Source organism: Methylobacterium sp. A49B (assembly GCF_053346215.1).
On record NZ_JBKFBO010000103.1, the window covers coordinates 1 to 16,526 of the forward strand.

The 16,526-nt window shown below is 69.5% G+C and carries 13 protein-coding genes; 7 read left to right on the plus strand and 6 right to left on the minus strand.

Annotated elements, in window-relative coordinates:
- The 3 genes from ruvB to ybgC form a co-directional block, all read left to right on the plus strand.
- A partial coding sequence (gene ruvB, locus ACLBX9_RS18115; RefSeq protein WP_447719921.1) for a Holliday junction branch migration DNA helicase RuvB occupies nt 1–983 on the plus strand: 983 nt, incomplete at its 5' end.
- A gap of 366 nt (nt 984–1,349) precedes the next feature.
- Nucleotides 1,350–2,075, plus strand: a complete 726-nt coding sequence (locus ACLBX9_RS18120; RefSeq protein WP_010685898.1) for a DUF4142 domain-containing protein — start codon at nt 1,350–1,352, stop codon at nt 2,073–2,075.
- A 196-nt stretch (nt 2,076–2,271) separates the two neighbouring features.
- Nucleotides 2,272–2,721 (plus strand): tol-pal system-associated acyl-CoA thioesterase, encoded by a 450-nt coding sequence (gene ybgC / locus ACLBX9_RS18125; protein ID WP_447719922.1) that lies wholly within the window; start codon nt 2,272–2,274, stop codon nt 2,719–2,721.
- 4 nt (nt 2,722–2,725) lie between these two features.
- Here the strand turns inward: ybgC and ACLBX9_RS18130 are convergent, their stop codons facing one another.
- Nucleotides 2,726–3,514 carry an HpcH/HpaI aldolase family protein gene (locus ACLBX9_RS18130; protein WP_447719923.1) on the minus strand — a complete coding sequence of 263 codons (789 nt, stop codon included), beginning with the start codon at nt 3,512–3,514 and terminating at the stop codon, nt 2,726–2,728.
- A 320-nt stretch (nt 3,515–3,834) separates the two neighbouring features.
- Here ACLBX9_RS18130 and tolQ point away from each other — a divergent pair, with 320 nt between their 5' ends.
- The 4 genes from tolQ to tolB all read left to right on the plus strand — a co-directional run bounded on the left by tolQ (nt 3,835) and on the right by tolB (nt 7,770).
- Nucleotides 3,835–4,551, plus strand: coding sequence for a protein TolQ (tolQ, locus tag ACLBX9_RS18135; protein ID WP_010685901.1), 717 nt, complete (start codon nt 3,835–3,837; stop codon nt 4,549–4,551).
- 27 nt (nt 4,552–4,578) lie between these two features.
- Nucleotides 4,579–5,025, plus strand: a complete 447-nt coding sequence (locus ACLBX9_RS18140) for an ExbD/TolR family protein (protein WP_447719924.1) — start codon at nt 4,579–4,581, stop codon at nt 5,023–5,025.
- A 9-nt stretch (nt 5,026–5,034) separates the two neighbouring features.
- The gene (tolA, locus tag ACLBX9_RS18145) at nt 5,035–6,369 is read left to right on the plus strand and encodes a cell envelope integrity protein TolA (protein ID WP_447719925.1); all 1,335 of its coding nucleotides are present in this window, start codon (nt 5,035–5,037) and stop codon (nt 6,367–6,369) included.
- A 63-nt stretch (nt 6,370–6,432) separates the two neighbouring features.
- Nucleotides 6,433–7,770: a Tol-Pal system beta propeller repeat protein TolB gene (gene tolB / locus ACLBX9_RS18150; RefSeq protein ID WP_447719926.1), complete on the plus strand. Its 1,338-nt coding sequence runs from the start codon at nt 6,433–6,435 to the stop codon at nt 7,768–7,770.
- A gap of 443 nt (nt 7,771–8,213) precedes the next feature.
- On the opposite strand, the gene ACLBX9_RS18155 is transcribed toward tolB, so the two are convergent.
- The 5 genes from ACLBX9_RS18155 to ACLBX9_RS18175 form a co-directional block, all read right to left on the minus strand.
- Nucleotides 8,214–9,446 (minus strand): MFS transporter, encoded by a 1,233-nt coding sequence (locus ACLBX9_RS18155; protein WP_010685905.1) that lies wholly within the window; start codon nt 9,444–9,446, stop codon nt 8,214–8,216.
- A gap of 31 nt (nt 9,447–9,477) precedes the next feature.
- Nucleotides 9,478–12,069: a PAS-domain containing protein gene (locus ACLBX9_RS18160; RefSeq protein WP_447719929.1), complete on the minus strand. Its 2,592-nt coding sequence runs from the start codon at nt 12,067–12,069 to the stop codon at nt 9,478–9,480.
- Nucleotides 12,070–12,411: 342 nt separating this feature from the next.
- Entirely contained in the window at nt 12,412–13,812 is a 1,401-nt protein-coding gene (gene ahcY / locus ACLBX9_RS18165; protein WP_010685907.1) for an adenosylhomocysteinase, read from the minus strand.
- A gap of 158 nt (nt 13,813–13,970) precedes the next feature.
- Complete coding sequence (locus ACLBX9_RS18170) at nt 13,971–14,375, minus strand: CsbD family protein (RefSeq protein ID WP_447719927.1); 405 nt, start codon at nt 14,373–14,375, stop codon at nt 13,971–13,973.
- A 309-nt stretch (nt 14,376–14,684) separates the two neighbouring features.
- A partial coding sequence (locus tag ACLBX9_RS18175; protein ID WP_447719928.1) for a potassium transporter Kup occupies nt 14,685–16,526 on the minus strand: 1,842 nt, incomplete at its 5' end.

Sequence of the window (16,526 nt, forward strand, 5' to 3'; positions counted from 1 at the left end):
TCCGTCCGCTGAGCCTGTCCGAGTTCATCGGTCAGCGGGCGGCGCGGGCGAACATGCAGATCTTCATCGAGGCGGCGCGCAAGACCGGGCAGGCGCTCGACCACGTGCTGTTTGTCGGCCCGCCGGGCCTGGGCAAGACCACGCTGGCCCAGATCGTGGCGCGCGAACTGGGCGTGAACTTCCGCTCCACCTCCGGTCCGGTGATCGCCAAGGCCGGGGACCTGGCCGCGCAGCTGACCAACCTGGAGGAGCGCGACGTCCTGTTCATCGACGAGATCCACCGGCTCAACCCGGCGGTGGAGGAGATCCTCTATCCGGCCATGGAGGACTACCAGCTCGACCTGATCATCGGCGAGGGCCCGGCGGCGCGCTCGGTCAAGATCGAGCTGCCCAAGTTCACGCTGGTGGGCGCCACGACGCGGGCGGGTCTCTTGACCACGCCGCTGCGCGACCGGTTCGGCATCCCGATCCGGCTGGAGTTCTATGAGATCGACGAGCTGGAGCAGATCGTGGCGCGGGGCGCGCGGGTTCTGGGCTTGGGGATGTCGGCGGAGGGGGCCAACGAGATCGCGCGGCGGGCGCGGGGCACGCCGCGGATCGCGGGGCGCCTGCTGCGGCGGGTGCGGGACTTCGCGGTCGTGGCGGAGGCCGAGACGGTGACGCGGGCGATCGCCGACCGGGCGCTGCAACTGCTCGACGTGGACGGGGCGGGGCTCGACGTGATGGACCGCAAGTACCTGGGTCTGATCGCGCGCTCGTTCGGGGGCGGGCCTGTGGGGATCGAAACGATAGGGGCGGCGCTGTCGGAGCCGCGGGACGCGATCGAGGACATCATCGAGCCCTACCTGATCCAGCGCGGCTTCGTGCAGCGCACGCCCCGCGGCCGCGTGCTCACCCGCCACGCCTACCGCCATCTCGGCATCGCCCAACCGAAACGCGATCCGAACGGCCAGTCCGGCTTCTTCGACGGCGTGCCGGACTGAGCACCTCATCGGTCCACATGCGCCTGCCTCAGGCCAGATCTTCGCTTGTAACATGTCTCGCGGTTGGCCGTTTTCCCGCGGGGCTCGCGGATCTTATGCGCCGCATCAATGGCAAAGTGTTGTCGACAGTACAGTTTTTTTCTCCGGCCGCCTGACAACACAGCCGAGCTTTGCGGTGGCGCTGCACAGTTTCTGGTGGCGAGAATCTAGTTCTCGTGATGGAACAGCGGGAAAACCGGTTTGTTGTGGAGGCGACCGCGCCAAGTTTGATTGGCGCCGGTGAGGCTGCCGCCATTCGGGGTCCTGTCCCCCGGCTCGCGACAGGTCTTCGAGCATCAAGAACAACGTCAGGGAAAAACTTCAGCCATGAAGAAGATGACGCTGGCCGTCCTCGGCCTCTCCGCTGCCGTGATCTCGGCGCCGGCCTTCGCGCAGGACGCGCTGCCAATCCGCATCCTGCCTTTCGCCAATCAGGACGGCGTCGGCGCCGCCGCGACCGAGACCCCGGCATTCCGCGCCGAGGCCCTGCGTTCGGACGCTGCCAGCATCGAGGCGAGCCGCATCGCCCTGCAGCGCTCGCGCAATCCGCAGGTGCGCAACTACGCCAACCGTGTTCTCGTCGAGCGCAAGGCGACCACCGATGCCCTGCTGCCGCCGAACACCTCCCTGTCGCGCAACGGCTCGGTCGTCTCCGACAACCAGGGCATCCGCACCGACCTGAGCAACCCGGTCGGGCTGGTGCTCGCGCCGGTGACGGTCGCGGCGAACATCGGGACCAGCATCGTGGGCGGCGCCCTTGGCGCGGTCGGCATCGTCGACAACAGCCCCGCCGAGCCGGGCCGTCGCGTGGCGCTGGGCGAGCGCGGTCAGGCGCGGCTGGCGCAGCTGCAGTCCGCCCCGAATGGCCGCGCCTTCGATCGCACCTACGTGGACCAGCAGGCCCGCTCGGACGCCCGGACCCTGGCGCTCTACGACTCCTACGCGAAGTCCGGCGACAATGCCCAGGGCCGCAAGTTCGCCAGCGAGGCGCTGCCCTACATCGCCGACGAGCACGCCCACTCGGCGAGCCTCGCTGCCCGCATCGGCGGCTGATCAGCGCCTCACCGGGAATGTTTGCGAGGGCCGCCCCCAAGAGGCGGCCCTCGTCGTGTTGCGCGAGCTCTCGGCGGGCCGCGAAAGCGTTGCGAGCCGGAGCGGCTGCCGGCCCGGCGCAAGAGCGCGCATTGAAACAAAGGCTTAGCACCGTTCCCCAATTGCAACGCGATCGAAAACGGCTCTAAGAGTCGCCATGAGCGCAAGCGAGCCCACGACTGACATGCCCGTAGGCGGCAGCCCGCCGCATCATCTGTCCGTGCGCGTCTACTACGAGGACACCGATTTCTCGGGCTTCGTCTATCACGCGAGCTACCTGCGCTTCCTGGAGCGGGGCCGAACCGAGCTGCTCCGCGGCCTCGCCGGCGACCAGTCCGACCTCCACCGTGAGGCCAGCGGTCTCGTCTTCGTCGTCCGGCGGATGAGCCTCGATTATCTGCGCCCGGCCCGGATGGACGATCTGCTGACGATCGTCACCCGCACGACCGCGCTGCGCGGCGCCTCGATGCAACTGGCCCAGGAGGTCCGCCGCGGCGACGCCGTGTTGGTGGCTGCCGATGTCACCGTCGCCTGCGTGCGGGAGGGTCGGGCGGTCCGCCTTCCGGACGCCCTCCGCCGCTGTCTCGCGCCGAGAGGTCTGGACTAGCTCCTCAGCCGGCCCGCGACGGATCGACCTCCTGTAACAGCCGGGCAAAGGCATGGGCGATCGTCATCGCATCGTACTCGATCGAGACGAGCTGATAGCCCATCGCCACCATTTCCCGGGCGCGTGCCGGCGACGGCGCGAAGGCGCAGGGGAGCTTGCCCGCCGCCAGCGTCTTGCGGACGATGTCGCCGAGCGCCGCCGTCACCGCCGAGCCTGACGGGTCGATGACCGTCCCCTTGGACAGCGCGATCGACAGGTCGGCGGGGCCGACCAGCACGCCGTCGATGCCCGGAACCGCCAGGATGTGCTCCAAGGCGGCGATCGACTCCGCAGTCTCGCACATGGCGATGGTCAGCGCCCGCGAATTGCCGGCTGCGAGGTATTCCGAACCGTCCCGAAGGCCGGACAGCAGGATCGCGCGGTCCGGTCCCCAGCTCCGCTGCCCGACCGGTGGAAACTTGGCGGCGTCCGCGAGCGCCTGCGCCTGTGCCACGGTGTTGATCATCGGCGCGACGATTCCGGCGGCGCCCGCGTCCAGCATCCGCGAGACCATGGCGACGTCGCCGACGGCGACGCGCACGAGGGCGGCCTTACCGGCCAGGGCCACCTCGGTGATCGCCGCGCACGCGGATTTGTAATCGTAGCCACCGTGCTGCTGGTCGAGGAGCACGGCGTCGAAGCCCGCCCGGGCCAGGGCGCCGGCCAGCGCCGGATCGGCGATCACGGACCACCCGAGGAACCGGGCCGGGCCCGTCGGCAGGATTTCCTGGAGGCTGGGGACGGGAAGGGTCATGCGCTTCCTGTACTGGTCTGGTGGAGATCTCGTGCGGGCGGCGACTCGGCGCCCCGGCCCGACCATAGAGGCCACGGTTTCAGGAGGTCCAGCCCGCCGCCCCGGTTCGAACAGCCGGACGCCTCAGGATCGCCCGGATCGAAACCGATCCTTAACCCTGCCGCGGCCTTAACGGGGTCGATGCGACGGCGGGGCGTAGGGGCTGCCGACGGCCCTTACTTTCGACAGATTCGCGGGCGACAGCCTTGATATCGCTCACGGATCCGGCGGACGCGGGCCTCGCCCGGCGCATCGCGATCCGGAGCAGGAGACCTCGACGGATGAACCCAGCCGACGCGATGCAGGCCGCGCCTGTCGCCGACATGACGCTGCTCGGCCTGTTCCTGCAGGCCCACTTCGTCGTCAAGATCGTGATGGTCGGGCTGCTCAGCGCCTCGATCTGGTGCTGGTCGATCATCGTCGACAAGACGCTGCTGTTCCGCCGGACCAAGGCCGAGATGGACGCGTTCGAGGACGCGTTCTGGTCCGGTCGCTCCCTGGAAGAGTTGTTCCGCTCGTTCAACGACCGCCCGGCCACCGGCCTCGCCGCCGTCTTCGTCGCCGCCATGCGGGAGTGGAAGCGCAGCTTCGAGGGCTCCGGCCGGCAGATTCAGTCCCTGTCGCAACGCATCGAGAAGCAGCTCGACGTCACCATCCACCGCGAGGTGGAGCGTCTGGAATCCCGCCTCCTGTTCCTCGCCTCGATCGGCTCGGCCGGCCCATATATCGGCCTGTTCGGCACGGTCTGGGGCATCATGACCGCCTTCACGTCGATCGCGGCCTCGAAGAACACGTCGCTGGCCGTCGTCGCCCCCGGCATCGCCGAGGCGCTGTTCGCCACCGCCATCGGCCTGTTCGCCGCGATCCCGGCGGTGCTCGCCTACAACAAGCTCCAGGCCGAGGTCGCCAAGGCGCAGTCGCGCCTGGAGGGCTTCGCCGACGAATTTTCCGCCATCCTCTCCCGCCAGATCGACGAGCGGCTGCCGCTCGCCGCCTGAACCGGCTGATCCAGAGGAGACCGATCCATGGGTATGGCAGCGGGCGCGTCCCAGAGTGGCAAGCGCCGCCGGCGCAGGGGCAGGCGCAGCGGCGCCATCAACGAGATCAACATGACGCCGTTCATCGACGTCGTGCTGGTGCTCCTGATCATCTTCATGGTGGCCGCGCCGATGATGACCGTGGGCGTACCCCTCGACCTGCCGCAGTCGAAGGCCTCGCCGCTCAATTCCGACGTGAAGCCCATCACCCTGTCGATCCGCCAGACCGGCCAGATCTTCCTGGGCGAGGATGAGCTCACCGACGACACGATCGTGCCGAAGCTCATGGAGACCGCCAAGAGCGGGACCGAGGAGCGCGTCTTCGTGCGCGGCGACAAGCGGGTCGATTACGGCCGGGTGGCGCAGGTGATGGCGATCGTGACCGGCGGCGGCTTCAAGAAGGTCGCCCTCGTGACCGAGCCTGAGCATCAGTAGGGCCGCGCCGTGGAGTTCCGCTTCGACCGCCAGGAACCGGGTGTCTGGATCTCCGCCGGGACCCATGTGGCGCTCCTCGCGCTGGCGCTGTTCAGCGTCGCCGCCCCTGCCCTGCCCGAGGCGCAGGAGGGCGTGCCCGTTGAGGTGATCACCGAGAACCAGTTCTCCGAGATCACCAAAGGTGAGCGTCAGGCCGACAAGCCGATGCCGAACGCCCAATCGCGGGCCGATCGCCAGGCCGAGAAGGTCGAGGATCGCGAGCCCGAGAACGCCAAGACCGACGCGCCGACAGCCCCGACCCGGACCGCCGAGATGAAGCTCGCCAACGCGGAGGAGATGCCGCTCCGCAGCGAGCCGGATCCGCAGGAGACCGCCAAGGCCGCCAAGGCAGCGCAGGAGAAGCGCGACGCCGAGAAGGCAGCTGAGAAGGCCGCCGAGAAAGCCGCCGAGAAAGCCGCCAAGGCCGCGGCCGAGAAGGCTGCGGCCGACAAGGCGGCCAAGGCTGAGGCGAAGGCCAAGGCCGAGGCGGCCGCCGCCAAGGCGGAGGCCGAGAAGCGCGAGCAGCTGGAGAAGCTGATCGAGAAGCAGGAAGCCGAGGCCGAAGCCGCCCAGAAAGCCGCCGCCAAGGCGAAGGCCGAGGCGGCCAAGGAGGCGGCCAAGAAGGCAGCCGATGCCAAGGCTAAGGCCGAGGCGGAAGCCGAGCGCCAGAAGGAAATCGCCGAGGCGAAGGCCGAGGCCGAGCGCGAGAAGGCGGAGGCCGCCGCGAAGGCCAAGGCCGAGGCCACCAAAGCAGAGGCTGCTGCCAAAGCGGAAGCCGCCGCCAAGGCGAAGGCCAAGGCGATGGCGGACGCGAAGGCGAAGGCCGACGGTGAGGCCAAGGCGCGGAAGCAGGCGGAACTCGCCGACAAGTTCAACGCGGGCGACATCCGCTCCATGCTCGCCTCGAAGGCACCGTCGCAATCGACCGGAGCCACCGGCCACGCGGTGCAGAAGGTGGCGGCGCTCGGTGCCGCGACCGGCACGGCGCAGCGCCTGTCGCCGTCCCTGCGCGACGCGCTCGTCGGCCTGCTCCAGCAGCAGATCGAGCGCTGCTACTCGGCGCCCCCCGGTGCGACCCAGGGCGTGGTTCTGCCCGTCCTCGACATCCGGCTGAACCCGAACGGCTCGCTGAGCACGGAGCCGCGGATCATGCGCGGCGGGTCGAGCTCCGTGGATCAGTCGATCGCGCAGGCCGCGCTCCGGGCGGTCCGCCGCTGCGCGCCTTACAACATCCCGGCCACCTACGCGCCGTATTACAATGACTGGAAGGCCATCAACGCGGAGTTCGAGTTCACGGCGACCTGAGGCCATGCCCCGGACCGCTGCCCTCGACACCCGACCCGTCTGATCGTCACTCGGATCTGAACTATGCAGAACGTTTCATCCGTCGGGTGCCTCCCGACGTCCTTCGCCGCGCGCCTGATCGCGGTCTTTGCCCTGCTGACGGCCTTCGTGGCCGGGCCGGCCCAGGCACAGCTGCAGCTGCGCATCGGCGGCGGCAACTTCCAGCCGATGCCGATCGCCATCGCGGATTTCGGCGGCGACCCGAGCCTCGCCGGCCTCGTCTCCGGCGTGGTCACCAACAACCTGCGCCGCTCAGGGTATTTCACGCCCCTCGACCACGCCCGCTTCCCGGAACAGCCGAACTTCGACGCGGCCCCGAACTTCGAGAAGTGGCGCGCCACCGGCGTCCAGGGGCTCGTCACCGGCCGCGTCGTCCGGGAGGCCGGCCGCGTCAAGGTCGAGTTCCGGCTCTGGGACGTGACCTCCGGCCAGCAGATGACCGGCCAGCAATACGGCACCGACGCCGCCAACGTCCGGCGCACCGGCCACCTGATCTCGGACGCCGTCTACACCAAGATCACCGGCCTCGGCCCCTGGTTCGACAGCCGCATCGCCTTCGTGGACGAGACCGGCCCGAAGGAGAACCGCCGCAAGCGCCTGATGGTGATGGATCAGGACGGCGCCAACGTTCGGGCGATCACCAGCGGCGAGATGTCGATCGTCGCGCCGCGCTACTCGCCGGCGACCCAGGACATTGCCTTCATGGCGCAGGCCACCGGCCACCAGCCGCGTGTGCAGATGATCAACCTGGAGACCGGCGCGCGTCAGGCCCTCGGCAACGTCGATTCCATGAGCGCCAGCCCCCGCTTCTCGCCGGACGGGCGCAAGATCGTCATGAGCGTGCAGCAGGGCGGCAACGCCGACATCGTGACGATGGACATCGCCTCGAAGGCCCAGCGCTCGATCACCAACGGCATGGCCATCGACACGTCGCCGACCTATTCGCCGGACGGATCGCAGATCGCGTTCGAGTCGGATCGGGGCGGCTCGCAGCAGGTCTACGTGATGGGCGCGGACGGCTCGAACCCGCACCGCATTACCTTCGGTGCCGGCTCGGCCTCGCAGCCGGCCTTCTCGCCCCGCGGCGACCTGATCGCCTACACGCGTCAGCGCAACGGCGGCTTCGCCATCTGCGTGTCGAAGCCCGACGGTTCCGGCGAGCGCGTCCTGACCGAGGGCTTCCACAACGAGGGCCCGACCTTCGCGCCGAACGGCCAGTACGTGCTGTTCTTCCGCGATCCGGGCGGCCAGGGCGGCGGCAAGCTGTTCATGGTCGACATCACCGGCAAGGTCGAGCAGCCGGTCCCGACGCCCGCCTACGCGTCGGACCCCACCTGGTCGCCGCTCCTCGCGGGGCGCTGACGCCTGCGATTGCGTGAGCGGTGGATCTCGCCCAACCGTCTCATCCTGAGGCGCCCGCGTCAGTGGGCCTCGAAGAAGCCCTCCAGCCAGCCGCGCGAGCCCTGGAGGGCTCCTCCGGGCCCGGCTCTCCGCTCCGGCGCCCCAGGATGAGGGCGCGGGTCGGAGGGCTCAATCAAGATTGCGATCCTGTGCCGCGTACCGCGCAGGTGCTCGATCTGCCGCGCGCACAAGACTGAGCCGCAAGACAACATCCACCCGACGCGCAGAGTGCGCCGGTCATTGAATACGCGTTCTCATATCGTTTCCGGTTGAACGCTTCGGTCCGATCCAGCCTGCTGGGCCATCGCGAGCGCTGTGCAGCGACCCAGGTCAGAGGGACGCTGCTGGATTGCTTCGCTCCGCTCGCACAGACGGCGGACCGATCTGATCCACCGGAAACGGTATCACCCCTGCACCATCAGCCGATCGCGCGCCTTCAGCGCCGGAAAGAGCTTCCCCCAGAGCAGAGCTACGCCGATCGTCGCCGCGCCGCCCGCTACCACCGCCGGGACGGCCCCGATCGCGGCGGCCAGCAGGCCGGACTCGAACTCGCCGAGCTCGTTGGACGCGCCGATGAACACCGTGTTCACCGCCGAGACCCGGCCGCGCATGGCGTCCGGCGTTTCGCCCTGCACGAAGGTCTGGCGGACGTAGACCGAGATCATGTCGGCGGCGCCCGTCACGAACAGGCAGGCCATCGACAGGGGCAGCGAGGTCGACAATCCGAAGGCGACCGTGGCGGCGCCGAACACCGCGGCGGCCCGGAGCATGCGCAGACCCGCATGGCGCCGGAGGGGGTAGTTCGCGAGCAGCACCGCCATGGCCACGGCCCCGAAGGCCGGCATGCTCCGCAGGGCGCCGAGGCCGAGCGGCCCGACATGCAGGACCTCGCCGGCGTAGATCGGCAGCAGCGCCGTCGCACCCCCGAGGAGGACGGTGAACAGGTCGAGGCTGATCGCGCCGAGCACCACCGGTTGCGAGCGGATGTAATCGATCCCGGCCGACAGCGCCGCCCAGGTGATCGGCGGCCGCTCGCTCACCGGAGCGGGCCGGAAGCGGATCAGCACCGTGAGCCCGCTTGCCAGGGCGAAGCTCCCCGCGGCTCCGCCGAACACCACGGCGGGTCCGAGGGCGTAGAGGAAGCCGCCAAGGGCCGGTCCCATCACGGACGCGCTCTGCCAGAGCGACGCGTTCCACGCGATGGCGGAGCTGAATTGCGGGCCCGGGACCAGGGTCGGCAGCAGCGCCTGCAAGGCCGGATTGGCGAAGGCCCGCGCCGTGCCGACCACGATCACCAGGGCGTAGATCGGCCAGACGGACTGCAGGCCCGACAGCGCGCAGGCGAGAAGGCCGAAGCTCGCCGCACTCTGGAGGGCGAAGGCCGCGGCCCCGACGAGGCGGCGGTCGTAGGCATCCGCCACATGGCCGGTGATCAGCGCGCAGAGGATCGCCGGCAGGAAGCCCGCAAGACCCACGAGGCCCAGCGCCAGGGCGGAATGGGTCAGATCGTAGACGAACCAGCCGATCGCCACGGCCTGCATCTGGTAGGCGAGGCCCGTCAGGAAGCGGGCTGCGCCGAACAGGCGGAAGTCGCCGATGCCGAAGACGGCCCAGCCGGAACGATCATGCGCGGACATGGACCCCTGCTGCGCGGCAGCGGCTCAAGAATCAAGTGCGCTGGCGCGGCACCGGCGAGCCTTGATCCCGCTCAGACTCGTAACGCTCCTGATTCCGGCGCGGGAGCGGGACGAGCTCGCCCGGCGGCCGGGCTTCCGGTCGCGGCGGCAGGACGGGCTGCCTGTTCGGGTCGATCGGGAAGGTGCAGGTCACGCAGGTGCCGTCGCCCGGCGCCGTCTCCAGCAGGATCCGGCCGCCGTGCAGTTCCACGAAGGAGCGCACGATCGACAGGCCGAGGCCGACGCCGCGATGGCGCGTGCCGAGGGTGTGGCTCTCGAAGCGGTTGAAGACCGAGTCGGCGATTTCCGGCGGCATGCCGCGGCCATGGTCGCGCACGCTCAGGAGAAGCTCCTGTGCGGTCCGGCGGGCCTGGACTTCCACGCGCTGCCCGGCCTCCGAGAAGCCCACGGCGTTCGAGAGCAGGTTGAACAGGATCTGGCGGACGCGTTTCCCGTCGGCGTGGACGCTGCCGATATCCTCGGGGACGTCGAGGGCCAGGGTGATGTTCGACTCGGCCAGCCGGTCCTCGATGCCGCGCACGGCCGCCTCGATGGTGGCCTGGACGTCGACGTCCTCGCGCTGCAGCTCCAGCGAGCCGGCGTCGATCGAGGCGAGATCCAGGATGTCGTTGATGATGACGAGGAGCGCCGCCGACGAGCGCATGATGTGGTCGGAGTATTCGCGCTGCCGCTCGTTGAGGGCACCGACCGTCTCGTCGCCCAGGAGCTGCGTGAACCCGATGATGTTCGTGAGCGGCGAGCGCAGCTCATAGGAGACGTGGTGGACGAAGGTGTCGCGCAGCTGGGCCGCCTTCTCCAGCGCGTCGTTCTTCTCGGTGAGAGCCCGCTCGACGTTCACGCTGGCGGTGATGTCGATCAGGGTGAGGAGCGTCGCGCCCTCGGGCAGCGGCTGCGCGGCGCAGTCGAGCACGGTGCCGTCCACCACTTCCAGCCGGCAGGACCGGGCGGTGCGGGATTCCAAGCCGACGACCGCGTCGCGGATGTCGATCCAGGGTTCGTCGGCCGGCGCGAGTTCCCGGCAGGCCGCGATCACGGCATCGACGTGGGGCCGTTCGTCCACCAGGGCCGCGTCGAGCCGCCATACGGTGCAGAAGGCGCGGTTGGCGAGGGTCAGGCGTCCGTCGGCCCCGAAGACCGCGACCGGTTCGGCCAGGGTGTCGAGGGTCTCGGCCTGAAGGCGGCGCAGGGCGTTGTAGCGCGATTCGGCGTTCAGGTGGTCCGAGACGTCGTCGAACAGGTAGGTCAAGCCGCCCTGCGGGTTCGGATCCGCGACCACGCGCAGCGTCCGTCCGTCGGGCAGGTACCACCAGCTCTGGTTCGCCTCGGCGGCGCGGTAGGCGGCCAGCACGCTCTGCTTCCAGCCGCGGAAATCCGCCTGCTCCTCGAGCTTCCGCTCCGCCCGAAGGTGGTCGAGGATCTCGCCGTCGGAGGGGCGGCTGTCCAGGAACGCCTGATCGAGGTCCCAGAGCTGGCGGTAGGCGGCGTTGTGGAAGATCAGCCGCTGCGAGACGTCGAACATCGCCACCGCGGTGGGCAGCTGGTCCAGGGTGCGGACGTTCGCGTTCATCTGACGCTGCAGGTCGGCGCGGACGCTCTCCAGTTCGGAGACGTCGATCGCGATGCCGACCCGGCCGCTGTCGAGGCTCGTCTCGAACACGTCGAGCATGCGCCGGCTGCCGGCCACGATGGCGGAGAGGCGCGGGACGCTGCGGGTCAGTCCGGCCGAGCGGGCCGCCTCCTCGCGGGCGATGGATTCCCGCGCCGGGCGATCGAACAGCTCCAGCCCGGCATCGAGGGCGGCCTCGCGGCTTCCCGCCTCCACGGCGGCCACGTAGGCGGCGTTAACCCAGCTCAGGCCGCCCTCGCGGGTGCGTCGCCAGACAGGCTGCGGGATCGCGTCGAGCAGGCTCGAGAGGGCCGAGAGACCGCGGCGGGTCTCGTCCAGGGTCGCGCGCAGGTCGGCGATCTCGCAGCGTTCCTGGCTGGTCTCGCGCATCCGCAGCAGCGCGCGGCCGGCCACGGCCTGTCCCTGCGCCTCGATGCTCCGGCCGGTCTGGGTCGTGAGGCTCAAGGCGAAGCTGGTGCCGCGCGTCCGCAGGGTGTCGACGGCGGCCTCGACCGCGGTGGCGTCGGCCGCAAGCAACCACGTGCCGAAGGCGAGGACGCGGCGCGCGTAGCCCGAGGTGGGCCGCTCGCCGTGGATCGCGAGGCTTATGTCTCCTTCCACGACCGGCTCGCTGCGCCGGTCCCAGGTCACGATGATCTGCCGCTCGGCATTGAGCAGCATCTCGGCGCGGTCATGGGCGCCGCGCAGGACGTCGAGGGCCGCGGCCAGCTCGCGCTCGCGGCGTGTCCAGCGCCCGCGCTCGTAGAGGTGGAGGAGCGACAGGATTACCGCGAAGACGACGAGGCCGCCGAACACGGCCAGCGCCGCCACACTGTGGATCTCCCGGCCCGGATAGGCGGCCGCGCCCTGGGGCAACTCGGCCAGGGCCGCACTCGCCAGGGTGAGGGCGATCACACCAACGCCGATACGAACGTGCGTCGCACGACCGACACCCATGGTTTGCCCCGCCCCCCGGATATCGACGGCGATGCGAGCGGCGCGCGTCATCACGCGGCGCACGTCGCATCGTCCACGCGGAGGTCGCTCCCAACCGCCGCGGTCCCCTCGATCAAAGATTCGCCTGCACTCTAACGTGTGGCGGATTCGCGCCGGAAGGGGAACGAAGCGTGGCTTTGCGCCCGCGGCGCATAATCGCCCGTTAACGACACACAGAAGACACAGTTCGATCGCGCGTCGGCGGCTTGACAACGAGAGAGGCCCGGCGCAGCGCGCCGGGCCTCGGATCACGTCTGGGTTGTAGGACTTCGGAGGGCGCCGACACGCCCTCCCGGGGCCGCCTCAGTAGCGGTAGTGCTCGGGCTTGAACGGGCCGTTCTCGCCGACGCCGATATAGGCGGCCTGATCCGGGCGCAGCTTCGACAGCTTCACGCCGATCTTCTCCAAATGCAGGGCCGCGACCTTCTCGTCGAGCGCCTTCGGCAGGGTGTAGACCTGCTTCTGGTACTTGCCCGGGTTGGTCCAGAGCTCGATCTGGGCCAGCGTCTGGTTGGTGAACGAGGCCGACATCACGAAGGACGGGTGACCCGTCGCGTTGCCGAGGTTCACGAGGCGCCCCTCCGACAGGAGGATGATGCGGTGGCCGTCCGCGAAGGTGATCTCGTCCACCTGGGGCTTGATGTTCGACCACTTGAGGTTCTTCAGGCCAGCAACCTGAATCTCGTTGTCGAAGTGCCCGATGTTGCAGACGATCGCCCGGTCCTTCATCGCCCGCATATGGTCGAGGGTGATGATGTCCTTGTTGCCCGTGGCGGTGACGAAGATGTCGGCGCGCGGGGCCGCGTCCTCCATCGTCACAACCTCGTAGCCCTCCATCGCGGCCTGGAGCGCGCAGATCGGGTCGATCTCCGACACGAGCACGCGGCAACCGGCGTTGCGCAGGGACGCGGCCGAGCCCTTGCCCACGTCGCCGAAGCCCGCGACCATGGCGACCTTGCCGGCCATCATCACGTCGGTGCCGCGGCGGATGCCGTCGACCAGCGACTCCTTGCAGCCGTAGAGGTTGTCGAACTTCGACTTGGTGACCGAGTCGTTCACGTTGATCGCCGGGAAGAGCAGCTTGCCCTCCTTGGCCAGCACGTAGAGGCGGTGGACGCCCGTGGTGGTCTCCTCGGAGACGCCCTTGATGCTGTCGGCGAGGCCGGCGAACCAGCCCTTCGGCTTCTCGGCGAGCTTCTTCTTGAGGAGCGCGAAGAAGATCTCCTCCTCCTCGCTCTCCGGCTTGTCGAGGAAGGCCGTGTCGCCGTTCTCGGCGCGCAGGCCGAGATGGACGAACATGGTGGCGTCGCCGCCGTCGTCGAGGATCATGTTCGGCATGCCGCCGTCATGCCAATCGAACAGGCGCGAGGTGTAGTCCCAGTAATCTTCCAGGGTCTCGCCCTTCACGGCGAAGACCGGAATGCCGGCGGCCGCGATGGCGGCGGCGGCATGGTCCTGGGTCGAGTAGATGTTGCACGAGACCCAGCGGATGTCGGCGCCGAGCGCCTTCAGGGTCTCGATCAGCACGGCGGTCTGGATCGTCATGTGGAGCGAGCCGGCGATCTTGGCGCCCTTGAGGGGCTGCGCCGCGCCGTACTCCTCGCGGACCGCCATCAGGCCCGGCATCTCCGTCTCGGCGATCGAGATCTCCTTGCGGCCGTAATCGGCCAGCCCGATGTCCTTGACGATGTAATCCTTGGCCATGTGTCGGCGGCTCCGTGTTGGCGTTGCGGTTCGGCGCGAGCCTCTACCACTTCGCCGGCCCCGAAGCAATCAAGACATAAAGATGTCTTTATGCGTTCCGATCAGCGGAGCGGCCGGGGTCACCGGCCGCCCTCTCGCGGAACTGCGCCGCCGAGCGCTCAGCGTGTCGGCCGGGCCAGCCAGCCCAGGCCGAAGGCGACGGCGGCCACGAGGGCGAGCGTCGTCCCGCGGTTCTCGTCGGCGCGCGCTGCGAGATGGCGCCCATGATGGATCGCCCGGTCACGGTAATGCTGGCCGCGCTCGATCGCCTCGTCGGCCAGGGCATGGCCGCGCTCGCTGGCATCGCGGAACCGGGCACGGCCCTCTTCGACGAGGTGCTCGCCGCCCTGGCGCAGATCGCGGACCGCGTCGCGGGCCTCGCCGTAGGCGTATTGCGCTGCACCGGCGGCCTGATCGTAGGCGCCGTCGAACTGGTCCCCAGGGCGGCCGCGGACGGCACCCGCCGCCGTCTTGGCACGTCCCCGGAGGTGGCGAAGCCCGCCCTCGAGATGATCTCTGTTCATGATGTCCCTCCGATCCGGGGCGCGCGCCGCGAGGGTGCTTCGCCCGTGTCGGGTCGGAACGAGGGCGGAAGGCTCCGGTTCCGTGCGGCGTGCCGGCCGGGCCTCAAGTTTCTGTGCGCCGGTCCGCAAGACCTCGGGCCGACGCTCAGCCTCTTGCGTGGGGCGGCCCCGTGTCGTGCCGCTCGCAGGCAAGTCCGTTCCGCGAGCACCGGGCTTGCTACGGCGCGCGTTCTCTCCGGAGGACTCAGGCGGTCATCGGCATGGACCTGCCGAGCACTTTGATCGCGCCCGGATAGTCTCGCGACGCCCTCAGATCTCGATCTCGGTGCCGACCTCTACCACCTGCCGGGTCGGCACGCCGAAGAAGGCGCCGGTGCGCTCGGCGTTGCGCTGCATGAAGGCGAACAGGTTCTCGCGCCAGGGCGCCATCCCGCGCTTGTCCTTCTTGGGGATGATCGTCTCGTGCCCGACGAAGACGGTCATGTCGTCGAGCACGTGCGGCGGCAGGTGCCGGGACTCGACCGCGCAGGAGAGCCCTTCCGGAATCGAGGCCTCCTCCATGAAACCGTAGCGGAGGATCACCCGGTAGAAGTCCGGCGCCAGGATGGTCACGTGGGCGCGCCGCTCCCGGGGGACGCTGGGCGTCTCCTCGTAGAGCGCCGTGATGATCAGGATGCGCTCCATCAGGGCGTGGTTGCGCTCCACGAAGCGCGAGAGGTGCAGCGGGATCCCGTGCTCCGCCGCCGACAGGAATGCCGCCGTGCCGGGCAGGCGCAGGAGGTCGCGGTGCTGGAGGCCGGAGAGGAACACGTCCTCCGAGAGCCGCAGGGCGACCCGCGCCTCCTCGACCAGCTCGTTGCCCTTCTTCCAGGTCAGCATCATCAGCGCGACGAGGCCGGCGAGGACCAGGGGAAACCAGCCGCCCTCCAGGATCTTGACGCTGTTTGCGGCGAGGAACACCGTGTCGATCATGAGGAAGACGCCGTTCACAGCGACCACGAGAACGGGATTGTAGCCCCAGCGCAGGGCGATCAGGGCGGCGAGCAGCGTCGTGATGCCCATCAGCATCGACACCGCGATGCCGTAGGCGCCCGCCAGGGCGTCGGACGAGCCGAACATCACGACTGCCACCAAAGTCGCGGCGGCGAGGAGCCAGTTCACCATCGGCACGTAGATCTGACCGCGCTCCTCGCGCGCCGTCTGGACGATGCGCATCGCCGGGAGGAAGCCGAGCTGCACCGATTGCTGGGTCAGCGAGAACACGCCCGAGATGATCGCCTGCGACGCGATGATCGTCGCCAGGGTGGCCAGGGCGATGAGCGGCAGGTGTGCCCAATCAGGGCACAGGTGGAAGAACGGGTTCTCCAGCGCGTCGGGCTCGGCAAGCAGCAGCGCGCCCTGGCCGAAATAGTTGAGCACCAGCGCCGGCAGCACCAGCGCGAACCAGGCCGCGCGGATCGGCAGGGCGCCGAAATGGCCGAGATCGGCGTACATCGCCTCGCCGCCCGTCACCGCCAGGAACGCCGCGCCCAGCATCGCGAAGCTCACGTGCACACCGGCGTGCAGCATGAAGTCGACGGCCCAGAGCGGGTTGGCGGCCGCGAGGATCCCGGGGCTGCCGACGATGCCGCCGACGCCCAGCAGGGCGAGCACCACGAACCAGACCAGCATGACGGGGCCGAAGACGCGGCCGATGGCGGCCACGCCCTTGTGCTGCATCAGGAACAGCCCGATCAGGATCACCAGCGTGATCGGCACTACGTAGGGTCCGAGCGCCGGCGCATCGACCTTCAGGCCCTCGATCGCCGACAGAACCGAGATCGCCGGCGTGATCGCCCCGTCGCCGTAGAGCAGCGCCGCGCCCACAAGGCCCACCACCAGCAGCAGCGCCTTCCACGTGCCCGGGCGCGCCTGCCGCGCCCCGAGCAGCGCCAGCATGGCCACGATGCCGCCCTCGCCCCGGTTGTCGGCGCGCAGGATCAGCACCGCGTATTTCAGCGACACGATCAGGATCAGCGACCACAGGATCAGCGACACCGCGCCCGTGGCCGCCGCCGGCACCGAGGCGCCCCCGCTGGTCGCCGCCTTCACCGCCTCCTTGAACGCGTAGAGCGGGCTCGTGCCGATGTCGCCGTACACCACACCCAGCGC

Bases quoted from the DNA above. Each gene is read 5' to 3' on its own strand.
- ACLBX9_RS18160 (WP_447719929.1), bottom strand. From the start codon at position 12,069: ATGGGTGTCGGTCGTGCGACGCACGTTCGTATCGGCGTTGGTGTGATC.
- ACLBX9_RS18120 (WP_010685898.1), top strand. From the start codon at position 1,350: ATGAAGAAGATGACGCTGGCCGTCCTCGGCCTCTCCGCTGCCGTGATC.
- ACLBX9_RS18130 (WP_447719923.1), bottom strand. From the start codon at position 3,514: ATGACCCTTCCCGTCCCCAGCCTCCAGGAAATCCTGCCGACGGGCCCG.
- ACLBX9_RS18155 (WP_010685905.1), bottom strand. From the start codon at position 9,446: ATGTCCGCGCATGATCGTTCCGGCTGGGCCGTCTTCGGCATCGGCGAC.
- tolB (WP_447719926.1), top strand. From the start codon at position 6,433: ATGCAGAACGTTTCATCCGTCGGGTGCCTCCCGACGTCCTTCGCCGCG.
- tolQ (WP_010685901.1), top strand. From the start codon at position 3,835: ATGAACCCAGCCGACGCGATGCAGGCCGCGCCTGTCGCCGACATGACG.
- ACLBX9_RS18170 (WP_447719927.1), bottom strand. From the start codon at position 14,375: ATGAACAGAGATCATCTCGAGGGCGGGCTTCGCCACCTCCGGGGACGT.
- ACLBX9_RS18140 (WP_447719924.1), top strand. From the start codon at position 4,579: ATGGGTATGGCAGCGGGCGCGTCCCAGAGTGGCAAGCGCCGCCGGCGC.
- ahcY (WP_010685907.1), bottom strand. From the start codon at position 13,812: ATGGCCAAGGATTACATCGTCAAGGACATCGGGCTGGCCGATTACGGC.
- ybgC (WP_447719922.1), top strand. From the start codon at position 2,272: ATGAGCGCAAGCGAGCCCACGACTGACATGCCCGTAGGCGGCAGCCCG.